Source organism: Kitasatospora sp. MMS16-BH015, from assembly GCF_002943525.1.
In the GTDB taxonomy this organism is placed as follows: Bacteria; Actinomycetota; Actinomycetes; order Streptomycetales; family Streptomycetaceae; genus Kitasatospora.
Window position 1 is genome coordinate 1858074 of sequence record NZ_CP025394.1, and the last position, 15178, is coordinate 1873251.

At 74.0% G+C, this 15178-nt stretch carries 16 protein-coding genes; 8 read left to right on the forward strand and 8 right to left on the reverse strand.

The genetic code is table 11. The annotated features are described in order from the left end of the window. The first annotated feature begins 31 nt into the window (after positions 1-31). Together CFP65_RS07970 and CFP65_RS38770 are read left to right on the forward strand one after the other, a co-directional pair. Complete coding sequence (locus CFP65_RS07970) at positions 32-1243, forward strand: pyridoxal phosphate-dependent aminotransferase (protein ID WP_104815431.1); 1212 nt, start codon at positions 32-34, stop codon at positions 1241-1243. A gap of 85 nt (positions 1244-1328) precedes the next feature. Then, positions 1329-1970, forward strand: a complete 642-nt coding sequence (locus CFP65_RS38770; protein WP_158702086.1) for a hypothetical protein — start codon at positions 1329-1331, stop codon at positions 1968-1970. A gap of 39 nt (positions 1971-2009) precedes the next feature. Here the strand turns inward: CFP65_RS38770 and CFP65_RS07980 are convergent, their stop codons facing one another. The 6 genes from CFP65_RS07980 to CFP65_RS08005 all read right to left on the reverse strand — a co-directional run bounded on the left by CFP65_RS07980 (position 2010) and on the right by CFP65_RS08005 (position 7081). Continuing rightward, positions 2010-2345: a YnfA family protein gene (locus tag CFP65_RS07980; protein WP_104815432.1), complete on the reverse strand. Its 336-nt coding sequence runs from the start codon at positions 2343-2345 to the stop codon at positions 2010-2012. Further along, positions 2342-2644, reverse strand: coding sequence for a Uma2 family endonuclease (locus CFP65_RS42455; protein WP_104815433.1), 303 nt, complete (start codon positions 2642-2644; stop codon positions 2342-2344). Before CFP65_RS42455 ends, CFP65_RS07980 begins: the two co-directional genes overlap by 4 nt. Before the next feature lie 110 nt (positions 2645-2754). Then, positions 2755-4389 (reverse strand): metallophosphoesterase family protein, encoded by a 1635-nt coding sequence (locus CFP65_RS07990; protein WP_104815434.1) that lies wholly within the window; start codon positions 4387-4389, stop codon positions 2755-2757. A 166-nt stretch (positions 4390-4555) separates the two neighbouring features. Further along, entirely contained in the window at positions 4556-5377 is an 822-nt protein-coding gene (locus CFP65_RS07995; protein WP_104815435.1) for an aminotransferase class IV, read from the reverse strand. Between the two features lie 61 nt (positions 5378-5438). Continuing rightward, the gene (locus tag CFP65_RS08000; RefSeq protein WP_104815436.1) at positions 5439-6314 is read right to left on the reverse strand and encodes a phosphotransferase family protein; all 876 of its coding nucleotides are present in this window, start codon (positions 6312-6314) and stop codon (positions 5439-5441) included. Positions 6315-6409: 95 nt separating this feature from the next. After that, the gene (locus tag CFP65_RS08005; protein ID WP_158702088.1) at positions 6410-7081 is read right to left on the reverse strand and encodes a GntR family transcriptional regulator; all 672 of its coding nucleotides are present in this window, start codon (positions 7079-7081) and stop codon (positions 6410-6412) included. Positions 7082-7282: 201 nt separating this feature from the next. On the opposite strand from CFP65_RS08005, the gene CFP65_RS08010 reads away from it, so the two are divergent. The 6 genes from CFP65_RS08010 to CFP65_RS08035 all read left to right on the forward strand — a co-directional run bounded on the left by CFP65_RS08010 (position 7283) and on the right by CFP65_RS08035 (position 12711). After that, the gene (locus CFP65_RS08010) at positions 7283-7690 is read left to right on the forward strand and encodes a hypothetical protein (RefSeq protein WP_158702089.1); all 408 of its coding nucleotides are present in this window, start codon (positions 7283-7285) and stop codon (positions 7688-7690) included. Between the two features lie 51 nt (positions 7691-7741). Further along, positions 7742-8557: a putative hydro-lyase gene (locus CFP65_RS08015; protein WP_104815439.1), complete on the forward strand. Its 816-nt coding sequence runs from the start codon at positions 7742-7744 to the stop codon at positions 8555-8557. 120 nt (positions 8558-8677) lie between these two features. Continuing rightward, entirely contained in the window at positions 8678-9487 is an 810-nt protein-coding gene (locus CFP65_RS08020) for a LamB/YcsF family protein (RefSeq protein WP_104815440.1), read from the forward strand. Further along, complete coding sequence (locus CFP65_RS08025) at positions 9487-10107, forward strand: allophanate hydrolase subunit 1 (protein ID WP_104815441.1); 621 nt, start codon at positions 9487-9489, stop codon at positions 10105-10107. The genes CFP65_RS08020 and CFP65_RS08025 overlap by 1 nt, the downstream gene beginning before the upstream one ends. Continuing rightward, positions 10104-11048: a biotin-dependent carboxyltransferase family protein gene (locus tag CFP65_RS08030; RefSeq protein ID WP_104815442.1), complete on the forward strand. Its 945-nt coding sequence runs from the start codon at positions 10104-10106 to the stop codon at positions 11046-11048. Before CFP65_RS08025 ends, CFP65_RS08030 begins: the two co-directional genes overlap by 4 nt. A gap of 16 nt (positions 11049-11064) precedes the next feature. Beyond that, on the forward strand, positions 11065-12711 hold the full coding sequence (locus CFP65_RS08035; protein WP_256387264.1) for a serine/threonine-protein kinase: 1647 nt from the start codon (positions 11065-11067) through the stop codon (positions 12709-12711). Positions 12712-12719: 8 nt separating this feature from the next. Here the strand turns inward: CFP65_RS08035 and CFP65_RS08040 are convergent, their stop codons facing one another. Both CFP65_RS08040 and CFP65_RS08045 read right to left on the reverse strand, forming a co-directional pair. Continuing rightward, positions 12720-13136, reverse strand: coding sequence for a hypothetical protein (locus CFP65_RS08040; protein WP_104815443.1), 417 nt, complete (start codon positions 13134-13136; stop codon positions 12720-12722). 144 nt (positions 13137-13280) lie between these two features. Then, the gene (locus CFP65_RS08045; protein WP_104815444.1) at positions 13281-14936 is read right to left on the reverse strand and encodes an FAD-binding dehydrogenase; all 1656 of its coding nucleotides are present in this window, start codon (positions 14934-14936) and stop codon (positions 13281-13283) included. Positions 14937-15178 lie beyond the last annotated feature (242 nt).

Genomic DNA, 15178 nt, shown 5'->3' on the forward strand with positions numbered 1-15178 from the left:
GCCCACGGCGCGGACGGTCGGGAGGCCACTGATGGAGTTTCGGCAGTCCAGCAAGCTGGCGGGCGTGTGTTACGAGATCCGCGGGCCGGTGGTCGACCAGGCCAACGCGCTGGAGGAGGCCGGCCACAGCGTGCTGCGGCTGAACACCGGCAACCCGGCGCCGTTCGGCTTCGAGGCGCCCGAGGAGATCATCCAGGACATCATCCGGAACCTCCCCAACGCCCACGGCTACAGCGATTCGCGCGGCATCCTGCCCGCCCGCCGGGCCGTCGTGCAGTACTACCAGCAGCGCGGCGTCGAGGGCGTCACGGTGGACGACGTCTACCTCGGCAACGGCGCCTCCGAGCTGATCCAGATGGCCGTGCAGGCCCTGGTCGACGACGGGGACGAAGTGCTCGTGCCCGCGCCCGACTTCCCGCTCTGGACGGCCGTGGTGCGGCTGGCCGGGGGCAAGGCCGTGCACTACCTCTGCGACGAGGAGGCCGACTGGTACCCGGACCTCGACGACATCGCGAGCAAGATCAGCCACCGCACCAAGGCCATCGTGGTGATCAACCCGAACAACCCTACGGGCGCGGTCTACCCGAAGGAGCTCCTGGAGGGCATCCTCGGGCTCGCCCGCCGGCACGGCCTGATGGTGCTCGCCGACGAGATCTACGACAAGATCCTCTACGACGGCGTCGAGCACCACTGCCTGGCCGCGCTCGCCGACGACGTGGTCACCCTGACCTTCAACGGGCTCTCCAAGGCGTACCGGGTCGCGGGTTTCCGCAGCGGCTGGCTGGTGGTCTCCGGCCCCAAGCAGCGCGCCAAGGACTACCTGGAGGGCCTCACCATGCTCGCGGGCATGCGGCTCTGCCCGAACGTGCCCGCCCAGTACGCGGTGCAGGCGGCCCTCGGCGGCCACCAGTCGATCAACGACCTGACCCTCCCGAACGGCCGGCTCACCGAGCAACGGGACGTCACCTGGCGCGCGCTCAACGAGATCCCCGGCGTCAGCTGCGTCAAGCCCAAGGGGGCGCTCTACGCCTTCGCCAAGCTCGATCCGGCCGTGCACAAGATCGTCGACGACGAGCAGTTCGTCCTCGACCTGCTGCTCCGCGAGAAGATCCACATCGTCCAGGGCACCGGCTTCAACTGGCCGCGCCCCGACCACTTCCGCTTCGTCACCCTCCCCCGCGCCGACGACCTGGAGACGGCGATCAGCCGGATCGGCCGCTTCCTGACCACGTACCGCCAGTAGCGCCCGTTCGCCCCCGTCCGGCCCACCCCCGGCGTACCCTCGGTGAGCCCGGGGCCGGGCCGGACGTTCGAAGGGGGCACACCTGATGAACCAGCGACCCGAGGGCGGCGACCGCACCGGCGGCGGCGACGCCGACAGCGATGGCAACGCTAACAGCCGGGTGAGCCGTGGCGGCTGGGAGCAGCGACTCCCCGCTTTCCTGCACCCGCCCGCACTGCTCCGCGACCGCGTCGGGCTGGCGGGCGAACGGGTCGTCACCCCGCGCCTGGCCCTCCTCTTCGCGGGAGCGGCGGCCCTGCTCCTCCCCTGGACGGTGACGCTCTTCCTCACCCTCCCCGCCCGCGAACAGGCCCAGCGCTGGAACATCGCCTGGGGCGGCTTCGACGCCCTCCTCATCCTGGTCTTCACCGGCGCGGCCGTCCGCATCCTCCGCCTCTCCCCCAAGAGCGCCTTCGTCAACGCAGCCGCAGCAACCCTCCTGGTGGTCGACGCCTGGTTCGACATCATGACGGCCCCCACCACGAGCGAACTCGTCCAGGCCCTCCTGATGGCCGCCCTGGTCGAGCTCCCGATGGCCGCCCTCTGCGCCCGGACCGCCCTCCGCGTCCTCTCCCTCCTCGAACAGGCCCGCCCCTACCTCGTCGAGGCCGGCTTCACCGTCCACAACGGCCGCCTCGTCCCGCCCCCACCCGATCCCTCGACACCCCCCGGCGCACCGAGCCCCTGACACCGAGCCCCTGACACCGTGCCTCCGCCGCAGGGCCCCTCACCGCCCCCGTGGGGCGTACATGATGATGCCCACGCCCGCCAGGCAGATGAGGGCGCCCAACACGTCGTAGCGGTCGGGGCGGTAGCCGTCGAGGGCCATGCCCCAGAGCAGGGAGCCCGCGACGAAGACGCCGCCGTAGGCGGCGAGGATGCGGCCGAAGTGGGAGTCGGCTTGGAGGGTGGCCACGAAGCCGTAGGCGCCCAGGGCGATGATGCCGGCGCCGATCCAGGGCCAGCCCCGGTGGTCGCGGGTGCCCTGCCAGACGAGCCAGGCACCGCCGATCTCCAGGACGGCGGCGAGGAGGAAGAGGAGGATGGAGCGCAGGACGGTCATGGGCGGGAGTCTATGCAGCCGGACGAACCGGGTTGCTCAGCGCACGTAGCGGCGCAAGGTCTCGGTGGGCAGGGGGAAGGCGACCGGGGCGGGAGGGCGAGCGGATCACCGTACGGGGTGGGCAGTGAGGCACGGTACCGCCCGTCGAGAGGGTCGCTGTGCGCGGTGACCTCGCGCCGCTCACGGTCGATCACCAGGTACACCGGGATGCCCGCCTGCGCGTACGCCGCCGGCTTCTCCGCTCTGATCCGGTGGTCCGTGGAGCGGCAGGAGGTGGTGACCTCCACGACCATCACCACACCCGCCGGGTCGGTGCCACCGTACCGGCAGAGCAGAGCGGAGCAGGGCGAAAAGCGCCGAGGGGCGCGCGGAGAACCGCGCGCCCCTCGGGACCACCGAGCAGGACGGATCAGTGCTGGTGGGTGCTCTCGCCCGCGGTGCGGGCGATGGTGTAGTGGTCGACCTGGGAGCCGTTCTCGGCCAGGGCGGTGACCTTCATGGTGGACTTGCCGCCCTTGTGGGCCGGGGTGACGTCGACCTTGATGAAGGAGTAACCGGTGTAGCGGACGCGGGACCACTCGACGGTCTCGGTGACCTTCACGCCGCCCTTGGCGAAGTGGAAGGTGTCCACCGAGTCGAGGCGGTTCTCGTGGCCCTCGTAGGTGTCCGGGGCGTCGAAGCGGTAGAGGCTGCGACCGGCCGCACCGGCGGTGACGTACACGACGCCGTCCTTGGCGGGCTCGACGGTCTCGCCGCTCGGCACGGCCTTGGAGACCTTGTTGCCGAGGATCGCGTCGGTGCGCTCGTAGACGTGGTTGTGACCGTTGATCACCAGGTCGACGCGGTACTTCTCGAACAGCGGCACCCAGGCCTCCCGGACACCGCCCTCGGACGCGTGCTGGTGGGTGGTGGAGAAGGCGCAGTGGTGGAAGAAGATCACGATGAAGTCGACCGTCTCGTCACCGCGGAAGTCGCGGAGCTTGCGGTCCAGCCACTTGGTCTGCTTGCCCGCCGAGATGCCGAGGTTGGCCGGGATCTCGTAGGAGACGTCGTTGGCGTCCAGCGAGATGACGCCGACGTTGCCGTACTTGAAGGAGTAGACACCCGGGACGGTGCGCGGGTCCGGGCCGTTGGTCGGCAGGAAGAAGCGGGCGTTCTCGCCGCCGTAGCCGTTCGCCGAGTACCAGGCCTCCATGTCGTGGTTGCCGTAGGAGACCATCCACGGGACCGTCGCGGCGACGGTCTCGGTCTGCACCAGGAAGGCGTCCCAGGTCTTGGCGTTGAACGCGGCGCGGTCCGCGTCCTGGCCCTGGCCCATCGGGTCGGCGTAGCAGATGTCGCCGGCGTGCAGGTGGAACTTGGGGTTCTGCGCCAGGATGACGTTGTCGTTGCCGGCCGCGTGGGCCGAGACGCCCTGGTCACCGAAGGCGGTGAAGGTGAAGGGCTCGTAGGCCTTGCCGCCGCGCCAGCCGCGGGCCGGGGCGGTGCGGAAGGTGCGCAGGGTGGAGATCGCCTGCTGCGAGGCCGGGTCGAAGCCGTCGTGGCCGACACCGTAGTAGTACGTGGTGTCGGGCTCGAGGTCGCGCAGGCCGACGTGGATGTAGTACTGGTCGAGCGCGTCGCCGGTCTGGACCATGGCCGGGGTGTGCAGCACGCGCTGGTCGGCGACCACCTTGTGGCTGAGGTCCCACGGGGTCTTGCCGTAGCGCAGGAAGGCGCGCTTGACCGGGGCGGGGGTCTGCCAGGAGATGCGCATCTGGGTGTCGGCCTCGCCGCCGAAGGCGAGGTGGCGGCCGACCGGGGTGACCACGGCGCCGTTGATGCCCTCGGTGACGCCGGAGCCGAGCAGGCCCGGGGTGGCCGGAGCGGCGGCCGAGGCCGAACCGCTGCCGAGCACGCTGCCGACCGCCAGGGCGCCGACGGTGACGGCGCCGGTGCGGAGGGCCTTGCGGCGGGAGAACTTGCTGCGCAGGTACTCGTGCTGCTCAGCCATGCTCATACGGTCGGCGAGCTTCTCGGGCACGCCCATGCGAGGGATATCCATGGCGGGGAGTTTTCCGGCGGCGGATGGCGCGCACACGTACTTCCGGTGAACAACCGTCGTCGTGTCGGCCTACCTGCCGGTACGGTCCGATCACATGTGCGTAACGGTCCGTCAAACCGCCCCCGGATTGCCCCGAGGGTCCTCCCGTCGGGGCAACCCGGGGGCGTCAGAGCAGGTCACCCGGCAGGTCGCGGTACGCGGCGAGCAGCTCGCCGAGCACCGGGTGGTCGGCCGCGAACCCGGTGCCGTCGATCCGGGCGATCGGCCGCACGCCGATCACCGCGTTGGTCGCGAAGGCCGCCTCGAACCCGCCGAGCCCGTCCACCGCCACCCGCTCGGTGACGGAGGGCCGCAGGCCCCGGAGCAGCGCCATCGCCGTGCCCGGCAGCGCGGGGGCCTCCGGCCGGACCAGCTCCCCGCCCCGGACGAAGCCGATGTTCCAGGTGCTGCCCTCGCAGACCGCGCCGGCCGGGTCGAGGAAGAGCGCGTCGCCGTACCCGGCCCGCACGGCGAGGCGGCGCTGGTGCAGCATGCCGAACAGGCCGACGCCCTTGACCTCCGGCAGATCGCGGGTGAACCGGCAGGAGCGGACGGTCAGCGCCGGGCCGGAGAGCGGACCGGCCGGCCGGGTCGTCACCAGCAGCTTCGGGTGGGCCTCGGCCCCCATCGTGCCGAGCTCGATCGCCGGGTCGAGCACGGTGACCCGGACGGCCAGCGCCTCCCCCAGCCCAGACGACCCCGCCCCCGACGGCCCCGCCCCCGGCAGTGCCGCCGCCGGCAGCGCCCCCTTGACCAGGGCGCGGACCCGGTCCGGGTCGAGCTCGGCGCCGAAGACCACCCGGCAGTCGCGGACCAGGCGGGCCAGGTGCAGGTCGAGGCCCCGGACGCGGCCGGCCTCGACGCGCATCGTGGTGAAGTGCCCGTAGTTGGTGAGCGCCAGGGTCTGCAGCTCCGCCGGGGTCACGTCCCGGCCGTCCAGTGTCGCCATGGGCCCCAACCTATCGGCCCCACCGGCGCACCGGCCGGGTCGGCGGCCCCGGCACGGCGGCTCAGGCGCCGGCCAGCCGCCGTTCACCCCAGGCGGTGTGCCGGGTGCGCAGCTCGGCCGCCGTCAGGTCGGCTCGGCCCAGGTCACGGTAGTTCGGCACCCAAGTCTCTACCGAACGGTGGGAGTTGGTGAGCGCGAACAGGTCCCAGAGGCGCAGCTCGGCCACGGCCGCCCCGGCCGCCTCCTGGTACGCCGCGAGGAAGGACTCGGCCGCGGCCGGGCCGTGCAGCAGTGCCAGGTCGAGTCGGCACCAGCTCACGTCCAGACCGCGGGGCGCCCGGGCCGCGCCCGACCAGTCGACCACCCCGGTCAGCTCGCCGTCCTGCCAGAGCGCGTTGCCGGTCCAGAAGTCGAAGTGCGTCAGCACCTGCGGCTGACCGGCCAACCGCCCGACCCCGGCCGCCACCTCACCGGCCGCCGGCCCCGACCCCTCGGCCCGGGCGGCCGTGAAGCCGTCCCGCAGCCCACCGACCCACGCCCCGGTCACCCCGTGCACCAGGGCCAGCGCCCGCCCGAGCTGCGCCGCCGCGACCAGGGGATCCACCGGATCGAGCTCGGCCCGCCCGGGCAACCGGCTGATCAGCACGGACGGCGCGCCCGTCGCACTCCCGTCCTCGTCCACCGCGACCAACTCCGGTGCCCGGCCGCCGAGTCCGGCCAACCCCCGCAGCACCACGGCCTCCCGCCGCGCCGCCGCATCCCCCACCGGGAACCGCCGCAGCACGACCTCCCGCTCCCCCACCCGCAGCAGCACCGTCTGCGCATGCGTCCCCCCGGCCAACGGCCGGACCACCTCCGCACCCCCGGCCCACTCCAGCACGTCCCGGGGACCACCGCAGGCACGATCCGTTGCCGGTGCAACCGGCTCGGAGCTCATCAGTACGGCACCGCCTCTTCCGACTTCGCGCAGTTCCCCGCGCCCCTGGCTTGTCCATCCCGACACACGTACGCCGTCGCAGTCCTGCCGCGGGCTCAGCCGCCCTCGGCCGGCTTGCGCCGGTGGGCCTTGAGGAGTTCGTCCTCGGCTTCGTCCAGGTACTCGGCGATCGCCGTCGCCGCCGCCCCGCCCTCGCCGGCCTCCAGCAGGCGCAGGATCAGCCGGTTGCGCTCGAGGTAGCGCCGGTGGAAGGCGAACGGGTCGTCCATGGCCTGGAACGCGAGGCGCAGTTCGGCGATGATCCGCGCCATCAGCTCGTCCACCCGGGCGCTGCCGGTCAGGGCGGCCAGGCCCTGGTGGAAGTGCAGGTTCGCGGTGCCCAGAGCCCGCCAGTCCTGCCGGGCCTCCGCGACCTCCGCCTCCGCCATGGCCTCCGCCATCCGCTCCAGCCCGTCGGGGCGGCCCTGCAGGCCCTGGACCGCGGACAGCTCGACCAGCCTGCGCACGCGGTACAGGTCGGCCACGTCCTCGGCGGTGAGCTCGCGTACGAAGACGCCCCGGTTGTGGTGCTGGACGAGCAGCCGCTCGTGCGCCAGCAGCCGGAAGGCCTCGCGCAGGGTGTTGCGGGAGACCCCCAGCAGCTCGCAGACCTCGTCCTCCACCAGCCGGGCGCCAGGGGCGAACTCCCCATCGGCGATCCGCGCGCGCAGCTCGGCGACCGCCCATTCGGCGATGCCCTGCGGCTTCGGCCTACCCCCTCCGACCACGGCTGCCTTCCTCTCCTCTGTCCTGGCGTCGGCGTCCTGCCGGACCGTCACATCATGCCCCACTCCGGTGATCCAGCGAAATGGATCGTTGAACAATCCGACATGAGGATTGACCTCCCCTGCCCTCCGCGCCTATCGTGGCCGTCATCGAGGCCAGGTTCAACAGGGCTACTGGCAAAGGCAGTTGGGCGGGGGCAGTCCATGATCGAGTTACCCGAACCATCGGATCCGACCGAGCCGGGCGGCGATCGACCCCGGCCGTACCGCGCCTTGCTGCACTGGCTCGCCGCCACGCTCGTGACCAGCGGCGCGCAACTGGTCCAGGGCGGCGGCGCCATCGAGGTCACCCTGGGCGTCCTCCTCGGCGCCACCGGCTGGGTGACCGCGACCGGCGGCGCCGCCGTCGTGGCCGCACGCTACGACGCCGACCGGCGGCAGTCGTTCAGCTGCCGGTTCGCCAGCCGACCGCTCGCAGGAGCGCACGCCCTCGCCTTCGGCGCCGCGCTCGGCCGCCACGGCGCGGGTGTCGCCCTCGTGATCGGCCCCGCCACCGACGTGACCCTGCCGGCCGCCCTCGGGCTGCGCCGGCACCCGCCCGGCACCAACTGATCAGCGCACCGCATCCGACGCACCGCAGACCTCGGAAGGAGCCGGACCGCCATGTCCGCACCGCAGGACGGATACGACCCCGCCACCCTCACCGCCGCCCGGGCCCGCGCCCTGTTCCGAGCCGGCACGGTCAGCCCGACGGCGGGCTGGGCCCTCGGACGCACCCAGGCCAACCTCATCGCCGTCCCGAGCGACTGGGCGGCCGACGTGGCGGAGTTCGCCGAGCTGAACGCCGCGCCCTGCCCGGTGCTGGAGCGGACCGCCCCCGGCGCCACCACCTCGAGGCTCGCCCCCGGCGCCGACCTGCGCACCGACCTCCCGCTCTACCGGGTCTGGGAGAACGGCGAGTTGGTCCGCGAGGTGCCCCAGGTCGGCGAGGAGTGGGAGCGCCACGACCTGGTGTCCTTCCTGATCGGCTGCTCGTTCACCTTCGAGGCCGCCCTCCTCGACGCCGGCGTGCCGCTGCGCCACCTGGAGCAGCGGCGGAACGTGTCGATGTACGTCACCGACATCGCCTGCCGCCCGGCCGGGCGGCTCAGCGGCCCGATGGTGGTCTCGATGCGGCCGATCCCGGCGGAGCTGGTCGAGACCGCGACGGCGGTCACCGCCCGGATGCCCGAGGTGCACGGCGCACCCGTACACGCCGGCCCCGCCCGGGAGTTGGGCATCGCCGACCTCTCCCGCCCCGACTTCGGCGACCCGGTCGAGATCAGGCCCGGCGAGGTGCCGGTGTTCTGGGCCTGCGGCGTCACACCGCAGGCCGCCCTGATCGCCTCCCGCCCGCCGTTCGCGATCACCCACGCGCCCGGCCACATGTTCGTCACGGACGCCAGGGACACGGACTACCTCCGCGACCCCGCCGACTGACCCACGCACCGCCTCCGCGACCCCGCCGACTGACCCACGCACCGCCTCCGCGACCCCGCCGACTGACCCACGCACCGCCTCCGCCGACCCGCCGTCCCCCTCCGAGATCGGAGCACCGTCATGGCCACGGTCACCTCACTCAGCCGTCCCGTCCTGGACCTCAACGCCGACCTCGGCGAGAGCTTCGGCACCTGGCGGCTCGGCGACGACGAGGCCCTGCTCGCCGTCATCACCTCCGCCAACGTGGCGTGCGGGTTCCACGCCGGCGACCCGGCGACCATGCGCCGGGTCTGCCGGCGGGCCGTCGACGCCGGGGTGTCGATCGGAGCCCACCTCGGCTACCGCGACCTGGTCGGCTTCGGACGCCACCACCTCGCCGTGGACCCCGAGGACCTCGCCGACGAGTCGCTGTACCAGCTCGGCGCCCTCGATGCGTTCGCCCGCGCCGCCGGCGACCGGGTGCGGCACGTGAAACCGCACGGGGCGCTCTACCACGCCGTGACCACCGACCCGGGCCAGGCCGCCGCCGTCGTCGAGGCGGTAAGGCGGTTCGACCCGGCGCTGGTCCTGGTCGGCCCGGCCGGCTCCGAACTGCTGCGGTGCGCCGAGCGGGCCGGGCTCGCCACGGCCGCCGAAGCGTTCGCCGACCGCGCCCTGGAGCCGGACGGCACGCTGCGTTCGCGCCGACTGCCCGACGCCGTCCTGCACGACCCCGAAGAAGTCGCCCGGCGCTGCGTCGAGTTCGCCACCACCGGTGCCTTCACCGCCGTGGACGGCACCCCCGTCCCCGTCGCCGCCCGGACGCTCTGCCTGCACGGTGACACCCCCGGCGCGGCCGCGCTCGCCCGCCGGGTCCGCACCGCGCTGAGCGGGGCCGGCGTCGCGCTGCGCCCGCTGGGCGCGCCGCGTCGTGCGGCGGTGAGCGGGTGATGCGCGTCCTGCGCTGCGGTGTCCGGGCGGTGCTGGTCGAGCTGGACGACCTCGACCAGGTGACCCGGCTGCACGCCGCCCTCACCGACCACCCGCTGCCCGGGGTCGGGGAGCTCGTGCCCGCCGCCCGTACCCTGCTGCTCCGCTACGACCCCGCGCTCACCGACCACGACCGCCTCGGTGCCGCCCTCACCGCGCTGCCGCTCCGCGACCCGGAGCGGACGGCGGGCGGGGCGGTGGTCGTACCGGTCCGCTACGACGGCGCCGACCTGGGGGACGCGGCCCGGCACACCGGCCTGAGCGTGGCCGAGCTGATCGCCCGGCACACCGCCCCCACCTACCGGGTCGCGTTCTGCGGCTTCGCCCCCGGCTTCGCGTACCTCACCGGTCTGGACCCGGTCCTGCGGCTGCCCCGCCGCGCCGCCCCGCGCACCCGGGTGCCGGCCGGAGCGCTCGCCGTCGCGGGCGAGTTCACCGGCGTCTACCCCCGCGAGTCGCCCGGCGGTTGGCAGCTGCTGGGCAGCACCGCCGCAGTCCTGTGGGACCCCACCGCCGATCCGCCGTCCCGGCTCACCCCCGGCACCACCGTCCGCTTCGTCGACGTGGCGGCGCCCCGATGACGGCCCTCCGCACCGGGCGGACCGTCCGCGTCCTGCAGCCCGGCTATGGCGCCACCGTCCAGGACCTCGGCCGGCCCGGCCACGGCGCGCTGGGCGTCAGCCCGTCCGGCGCCGCCGACCCGGACAGCCTGCGGCTGGCGAACCGGCTGGTCGGCAACGAGGAGTCCGCCGCCGCCCTCGAGTGCCTGCTGGGCGGGCTGGTCCTGGCCTTCGACCACCACGCCACCGTCGCGCTCACCGGAGCCCCCTGCCCGGCCCGGGCCGGCGGGCGGCCGGTCGGCCCGAACGCCCCTGTCCGCCTCGCGCCGGGCGAGCAGCTGCGGCTCGGCACCGCGACCGACGGCCTGCGCGTGTACGTGGCCGTGCGCGGCGGCCTCGACACCCCCGCGGTGCTCGGCTCCCGCTCGACGGACACCCTCTCCGGCCTCGGCCCGGAACGCCTCGCGGCAGGCGGCCTCCTCCCCGTCGGCGACCGGACCACCGGCTGGCCGGCCGTCGACCTCGCCCCGCGTCGGGCCCTCCCGGCCGAACCGCTGCTGCGGATCCTGCCCGGCCCCCGCGACGACTGGTTCACCCCCGCCGCGCTCGCCGCGCTCTGCGCCGCGCCGTACACCGTGACCGAGCAGAGCGACCGGATCGGCATGCGGCTGGCCGGCCCCGCGCTGGAGCGCGTCCGCCCCGGCGAACTCCCCTCCGAGGGCACCGTCGCGGGCGCCCTCCAAGTCCCGCCCTCGGGCCGGCCGATCCTCTTCCTCGCCGACCACCCGGTCACCGGCGGCTACCCCGTGATCGCCGTCGTCCACGAGGACGACCTCCCCCTCGCCGCCCAGACCCGCCCCGGCCGCACCCTGCGCTTCCGCCTCGCCCAGCGCCCTGGAGCTCCGGGCACTGCAACTGACTCGCCGTCGCCAGTAGCATCGCCCCGCCGGAAGATCCGATGAACACCAGGGGGACGCCATGACGGACGGTCAGCAGAGAACCGAGATGCCGCCGCTGCGGCCGGACGATCCGCGTGAGGTGGCCGGGTACCAGCTGCTCCGGCGGATCGGGGAGGGCGGGATGGGGGCGGTCTACCTCTCCCGGACCCGGGGCGGGCAGCCGGTGGCGGTCAAGGTGATCCGGGGGGAGTACGCCCGGGACGAGGAGTTCCGGCGGCGGTTCCAGCAGGAGGTGGCGGCGGCGCGGCTGGTGCAGGGGTACCACGTGGTGCCGGTGGTCGACCACGACGCCACCGGGGCGACGCCCTGGCTGGCCTGCCGGTACGTGCCGGGGCTGGCCCTGGACGAGGTGCTGGACCGGTTCGGGCCGCTGCCCACGGAGACGGTGCTGCAGCTGATCGGCTGCGCCGCCGAGGCGCTCCGGGCCGTCCACGCCGCCGGCGTGATCCACCGCGACCTCAAGCCCGGCAACGTCCTGCTCGGCGCGGACGGCCCCTGGGTGATCGACTTCGGCATCGCCCGCGCCGCCGACGCCACCCAACTCACCCGCAGCGGCGGCCTGATCGGCACCCCGCAGTACATGTCCCCCGAGCACGCCCTCGGCGAGCCCCTCACCGGCGCCTCCGACGTGTTCTCGCTCGGCCTGATCGCCGCCGTCGCCGCCACCGGGCGGCACCCGTACGGAGACAGCGGCGCGATCACCCTCGCCACCCGGATCGCCAACACCGAGGCCCGCCCGCCGAGCCTGGCCGACTATCCGGCCGAGCTCCGCCCACTGCTCGAACGCTGCCTGGCCGCCGACCCCGCCGACCGGGCCACCCCCGCCGAGATCGCGGCGCTCTGCGAGGCGGCGGCCGGCCGGCCGCTCCGCGACTTCGACCGCTGGCTCCCCCCGGCCCCGGCCACGGCGATCGCCCAGCGCGAGGCCGCCGTCCAGCGGGCCCTGGCCACCGACGCCACCCTGCCCCCGGGCTACACCCCGACCGTCCTCTCGGCCCCGGCGCACCACCCCGCACCGGCCGCCCCGCCCGGTCACTACGCCGCCGCGCCGACGGCAACCGCCGCACCCGCGCCCCACCCGGGCTACCCGCCGGCCCCGGTCACCCCGCCGACCTCCCGCCGTCGGCGGCAACGGATCATCGGTGCCGCCGTCGCCGCGGTCGTCCTCGCCGGCGTGGTGTACTCGGCGACCAACAGCGACAAGACCCCGGGTACGACCGGCGGTCAGCCCACGGCCGGCGCCCCGACGGGGGCCCACGGCACCACCCCGGCCGCCGTCCCACCCGCCGTCAAGGTCCGGTACGGCCCGGCCGAGATCACCGCCGAGACCAACAGCTACCTCGACCTCGACACCACCCCGCCGGTCACCGGCGCCCAGCGGGGTGAGCTCTTTCTGGGGGCCACCGCCGGGGCGCCGACCCTGACCGACGGCAAGTCGCTGGTGGCGATCGTGAAGGTCCCCGCCGCCGCCCCGACCCCGACCCCGGTGGACTGCGCCGGCCTGATCAGCCGGGACGGCGGCTACAACATCGACGACCTCACCAAGGGCGACCGCTACTGCTACCGGACCCCCGAGGGCCGGATGGCGCTCCTGGTGGTCGACTCCTCCCCCAAGCAGCTCGACTCGGTGCGCTTCACCGTCACCGTCTGGGAGCAGAGCCACTAGCAGGCCGGTCAGCTGACGTTCGCGCCGACCCGGCGGGAGACGGTGAAGGACTGGAGGTCGAGGACGCCCGGGGGTTCGGCAATGCCCGGGCCGCCCTCGCGGACCCACTGGCAGATGTCGTCGAGCATGTCCTCGGCCAGCACCCAGCCGAGCCAGACCGGGCGGCCGCCCGCCCGGCGGCCCTCGGCGGAGGGGCTGACCACGACCACGTTGGAGTGGTCGCAGGCGTCGATGCAGGTGACGGCGCGGACCCGGCCCGCCGTGCCGACGCCCGCCTTGAGGCGGTCGAGCTGGGCCGCGTGGTCGACCCCGGGGTGCTTGGCGGCGGTGCCGCAGCAGCAGCCCCGGCAGACCGTCACCGTGACCGGCGACGCGGCGTCCGCCCCCGTCTCCGTGCTCTTCCCGGCCTTCGTACGACGCGCCATCGGTACCGCCCCTCCCAAGATCAGCTACCCCGGGAAGCTACCAAACGCCGGCAGGCCACCCGAACACCCGGCCACTGCCGGGGCAGTCCCGCCCGCTCAGCCGGTGACCCGCTCAGCCAGTGGCCCGCGCCGCCGGTGACCCGCTCAGCCAGTGGCCCGCGCCGCCGCCCGTCCGGCCGCCCGCCCGGAGAAGAGGCAGCCCCCGAGGAACGTACCCTCCAGCGAACGGTAGCCGTGCATCCCGCCCCCGCCGAAGCCCGCCGCCTCGCCCGCCGCGTACACCCCCTCCAGCGGGGCACCGCCCTCCCGCAGCACCCGCCCGTCCAGGTCGGTCTCCAACCCGCCCAGCGACTTGCGGGTCAGCACGTGCAGCCGGACGGCGATCAGCGGGCCGGCCTTGGGGTCGAGCAGGCGGTGCGGGGCGGCGGTGCGGATCAGCCGGTCGCCCAGGTAGCGGCGGGCGCCCTGGACGGCGGTGAGCTGGAGGTCCTTGCCGAAGGGGTTGGCCAACTCCCGGTCGCGGGCCTCGATCTCCCGCCGCAGCGCGGCCTCCTCGATCAGCGGCTCGGCGGTCTTGGCGTTCATCCCGGCCACCAGCTCGGAGAGCGAATCGGCCACCACGAAGTCCGCCCCGTGCCGCTTGAACGCCTCCACCGGCGCGGGGGCGCCGGGCAGGGCGCGGCGCAGCACCTCGCGGACGCTGCGGCCGGTCAGGTCGGGGTTCTGCTCGGAGCCGGAGAGGGCGAACTCCTTCTCGATGATCTTCTGGGTGAGCACGAACCAGGTGTACTCGTGGCCCGTGGTCATGATGTGCTCCAGCGTGCCCAGGGTGTCGAAGCCGGGGAAGAGCGGCACGGGGAGCCGACGGCCGCGGGCGTCCAGCCAGAGCGAGGAGGGGCCGGGCAGGATCCGGATGCCGTGCTGCGGCCAGATCGGGTTCCAGTTCTCGATGCCCTCCGTGTAGTGCCACATCCGGTCGCCGTTGATCAGCCGGCCGCCCGCCGCGCCGACCTGACCGAGCATCAGCCCGTCCACGTGCGCGGGCACCCCGGAGAGCATCCGCTCCGGCGGTGTGCCGAGCCGGGCCGGCCAGGCCTTGCGCACCAGCTCGTGGTTGCCGCCGATCCCGCCCGAGGTCACCACCACGGCCTGGGCCCGGAGTTCGAACTCCCCGGCCACCTCCCGCGAGCTCGCCTCGCCCCGGGCCACCGGGCTCGGCACCAGCACCTCGCCCCGCACGGTGTCCACCGCCCCGGCGGTGGCGGCCAGCCCGGTCACCCGGTGCCGGAACCGCAGCTCGACCAGCCCGCGCGCGGCGGCCGCCCGCACCCGGCGGGCGAACGGCTCGACCACACCCGGCCCGGTGCCCCAGGTGATGTGGAACCGCGGCACGGAATTGCCCGGCCCGTCGGCGTTCAACCCGCCGCGCTCGGCCCAGCCGACCACCGGAAAGAGCTTCAGCCCCTGCGCACGCAACCAAGCCCTTTTCTCACCCGCCGCGAAATCCACGTACGCCTCGGCCCACCGGCGCGGCCACTCGTCCTCGGGGCGGTCGAACCCGGCGGTGCCGAGCCAGTCCTGCCAGGCGAGTTCGCGCGAATCGCGGATCCGCAGCCGCCGCTGCTCGGGCGAATCGACCAGGAACAGCCCGCCGAACGACCAGTGCGCCTGGCCGCCCAGCGAGGCGGCCGGCTCCTGGTCCAGCAGGATCACCCGCCGCCCGGCCTCGGCCAGCTCGGCGGTGGCGACCAGACCGGCCAGCCCCGCCCCGATCACGATGACGTCGGCGTCCAGGGCCACGCAGCGCTCCTCACTCGACAGCACTCGATACAGGTGTGTATCGGATTCTGGGCGCTCGGGCCCCACCGGTCAACCACCAATTCCGCTCCACCTCGTAGCCGAATTGCTTTCTGCTACACCCCGGAGCGTAATTCACAGCTTCCACTCAGGAATTGACAATTCAGTGTCCGCAATTTCCTGGACATACACGTAACCTGACAGTAACTTACTTGTCAGTAGCCGGTAATCCGCTGCTCCCCCAC